Source organism: Streptomyces sp. NP-1717 (assembly GCF_022695985.1).
GTDB lineage: Bacteria > Actinomycetota > Actinomycetes > Streptomycetales > Streptomycetaceae > Streptomyces.
This window is the reverse complement of the sequence record NZ_JAAPBF010000395.1, coordinates 1-3,251: the sequence shown is the minus strand read 5'-3', so window position 1 is coordinate 3,251 and position 3,251 is coordinate 1. Positions and strand designations below refer to the sequence as shown.

Sequence of the window (3,251 nt, the reverse complement as noted above, 5' to 3'; positions counted from 1 at the left end):
GGAGCCCGTCGCGGGTCCGGTGCGTCAGGCCCGGGGCCGTGAGCCCGGACCGCGTACGGGACGCGTGGGCCCGGCGGGCCGGTCCCGCGCCTTGCGCCGACCGGTGCCGAGCTCCTGATGCCTACGGCCGTACGAACTGCGGACCCATCGGCGGCAGCCGGAAGTTCGGGTCCGGCGCGGGAGCCGCCGCCGCGGCCGGCTGCGGGTAGCCGTACGCCGGCGCGCCCTGCGGCACCGGTGGCGCCACCGGCGGCTGAGGACCCGGCCCCGGAGCGGGCGCGTGCGGGTAACCATAGGCGGGCTGGGCCGACGCCGACTGCGGGTACCCGTAGGCCGGCGGGGCTGCGGGCTGCGGGAATCCGTAGCCGGACTGACCCTGCTGCTGGGCCGGGAAGGACGGCTGCCCCACGGGAGGCGAAGGTGCCGCCTGAGGTCCGCCGTGCACCGCCGGACCGCCGGGAAGCTGCGCGGTCACGCCCTCCGCACCCGGTACCCCGTCGGCGGCTTCCGTCTCGTCGACCAGGATGCCGAAGGCCGTCGCCAGCCCGATCAGCCCGGTCGGGTACCCCTGACCCACGGCCCGGAACTTCCAGCCGCTCCCGCGCCGGTAGAGCTCACCGCAGATGACGGCGGTCTCCTCGCCGGTCTCCGGGCGTACGTCGAAGACCGCCAGCGGGTCCCCGTCGGCCTGGGCCGCGTCGTACAGCAGGATCCGAAGGTCGTGCACGTGCTGGAAGGTCGCCCCGTCCGACGACGCCGCCAGGACCACCTGGTCGACGCTCGGGTCGAGAGCCGCGAGATCCGCCTCGACGGTGTCGGTGAGCCCTTCCGGCACCTGCTTCTTCGGCAGCCGCCTGACCACGCCCGACGGATGACGCGGCTGGTTGTAGAAGACGAAGTCCTCGTCGGAGCGCACACGCCCCTCCGGCCCCAGCAGCAGTGCTGACGCGTCCACGTCAGGCACCCCCGGCCCCGGCGTCCAGCGCAGCACGGCCCTTACGGCCATGGCATCGAGGGGAACGTTCGAGCCCTTCACCATCGCGTGCGTCATGCCGGTCATCCTGCCTTCCCGCAGGCCGCGCGGACAACGTGGGGGCATGGTGGATAGCAGGGACGCGGCGGCGATGCGGGGGTGAGGCAGGGGCGAGAAGTGGACGAGTTACCTGAAATTCATGCACGCGTGGAACTCTTGACTCCCGTCCATACGTACTATTACCGGCCACATGTCAACGCGACCACCGTGGCAGTACGGGGGATGTAAATGCGTCACTTCGGGCACATTCCGCCCACTGCCCGGCAAGGGTTGTTCCACCAGGAGCCCGGCGAGTTCACCGCCGCCTCCCCGGCCCGCATGCTGTCGGCAGCCCTCGGAGCCACCCTCTACAGCCCCGCCACCAGGCCCCGGCTGGCGGACGACGTCGTCAAGCTGGCCGGTCGAGGTGTCGTCTCGATGGTGCTGTGCCTTGAGGACTCCATCGACGACTCCGACGTCCCATGGGCCGAGGAGAACCTGATCAGGCAGTTCACCGACCTCGACCGGCGCGGCGCGGCGGTGCCCCTGCTGTTCGTCCGCGTCCGTGAACCGGGACAGATACCCGACCTCGTGCGCAGGCTCGGGCCGGCCGCTCACATCCTGTCCGGATTCGTACTCCCCAAGTTCACCGAAGAGCGCGGAGTGCCCTTCCTCGAAGCGCTGATTTCAGCCGAACATGAGAGCGGGCAACGGCTCTTCGCCATGCCCGTGCTCGAATCGCCCGAACTGCTCCATCTGGAGACCCGTACCGACACCCTCACCGGCATCGCCCGCACCGTCGACAAGTACCGGGAGCGGGTACTGGCCCTACGGCTCGGCGTCACCGACTTCTGCTCCGCGTACGGGCTCCGCCGCTCACCCGATATGACCGCGTACGACGTACGCATCGTCGCCTCCGTCATCGCCGACGTCGTGAACGTCCTCGGCCGCGCCGACGGCACCGGCTTCACCATCACCGGCCCCGTCTGGGAGTACTTCCGGCTCCACGAGCGGATGTTCAAACCGCAGCTGCGCCGCAGCCCCTTCCTCGAAGGGCGGGCCGAGGAGTTGCGCACCGCGCTCATCGAGCACGACCTCGACGGACTGCTCCGCGAGATCCAGCTCGACCAGACCAACGGGCTCATGGGCAAGACCTGTATCCACCCCTCGCACGTCATGCCCGTACACGCGCTGTCGGTCGTCAGTCACGAGGAGTTCAGCGACGCCCAGGACATCCTGCGGCCGGAACGGGGCGGGGGAGGCGTGCTGCGCTCCTCGTACACGAACAAGATGAACGAGGTGAAGCCCCACCGCGCCTGGGCAGAACGCACCATGCAGCGCGCCGAGGTCTTCGGCGTCGCCAAGGAGGACATCGGCTTCGTGGAGCTGCTGGCCGCCGGGCTGGTGGAGTGAGCACTACGGGGGCGGAGAACAAAACCAGGTACGAAACCGGGAACGGAACCGGGAACGAATCCGAGAAGGCAGAGGAGAACACAGACGTGGTGTGGTCGGGGTCATGGGTCGCCGAACGGCTGGGCATAGAGCTCGTCGGCGGGGACGAACTGCGCGAGCTGCTGGGTCTGGCCCTGCGCCGCAACCCCAAGCGTGCCCATCTCCTGGTCTCGAACGTTCTCGGCAAGCACGTCCCGCAGCGGCCCTCCGTCGTCCACGGCGTCGGCGTCGCCCTCGGCGAACGCGTACGGGATCTGCTCGGCGACGCCGTCGAGCAGACCGTGATCCTCGGGTACGCGGAGACCGCGACGGGGCTCGGCCACTCGGTGGCCGACGGTGTGGCACGCGCCCCGTACCTGCACTCCACGCGGCGGCCCGTGCCCGGTGTCGCCACGGCGGGCGGCTTCGAGGAGTCCCACTCGCACGCCACGTCGCATCTGCTGCTGCCCGAGAACCCGGCGCTGCTGGCGGGCGACGGCCCGCTGGTCCTCGTGGACGACGAGTTCTCCACCGGGAACACGGTCCTCAACACCATCCGTGACCTGCACGCCCGCTATCCGCGCCGGTGGTACGTGATCGTGGCGCTGGTCGACATGCGCTCGACCGCTGACCAGGGCCGGCTCGCGGAATTCGCCCAGGAGATCGGCGCCCGCGTCGACCTGGTGGCGATGGCCTCGGGCACGGTCACCCTCCCGGAAGGCGTCCTGGCACGGGGCCGGGCGCTGGTGGCGGAGCACGAAGCCGGTTCGCTGACGGGCATGGAGTCAGGCACGGGGGCGGGGTCGCT

3 protein-coding genes are annotated in these 3,251 nt (G+C 70.5%); 2 read left to right on the top strand and 1 reads right to left on the bottom strand.

What is annotated here, in order from left to right:
• Positions 1-121 precede the first annotated feature (121 nt).
• The gene (locus GXP76_RS34815; RefSeq protein ID WP_242575615.1) at positions 122-1,060 is read right to left on the bottom strand and encodes a TerD family protein; all 939 of its coding nucleotides are present in this window, start codon (positions 1,058-1,060) and stop codon (positions 122-124) included.
• 201 nt (positions 1,061-1,261) lie between these two features.
• Between GXP76_RS34815 and GXP76_RS34810 the strand changes: the two genes are divergently transcribed.
• Positions 1,262-2,425 carry an HpcH/HpaI aldolase/citrate lyase family protein gene (locus GXP76_RS34810; RefSeq protein WP_242575614.1) on the top strand — a complete coding sequence of 388 codons (1,164 nt, stop codon included), beginning with the start codon at positions 1,262-1,264 and terminating at the stop codon, positions 2,423-2,425.
• Between the two features lie 86 nt (positions 2,426-2,511).
• Positions 2,512-3,251: phosphoribosyltransferase domain-containing protein (locus GXP76_RS34805; RefSeq protein ID WP_242575613.1), on the top strand; the 740-nt coding region annotated here is incomplete at its 3' end.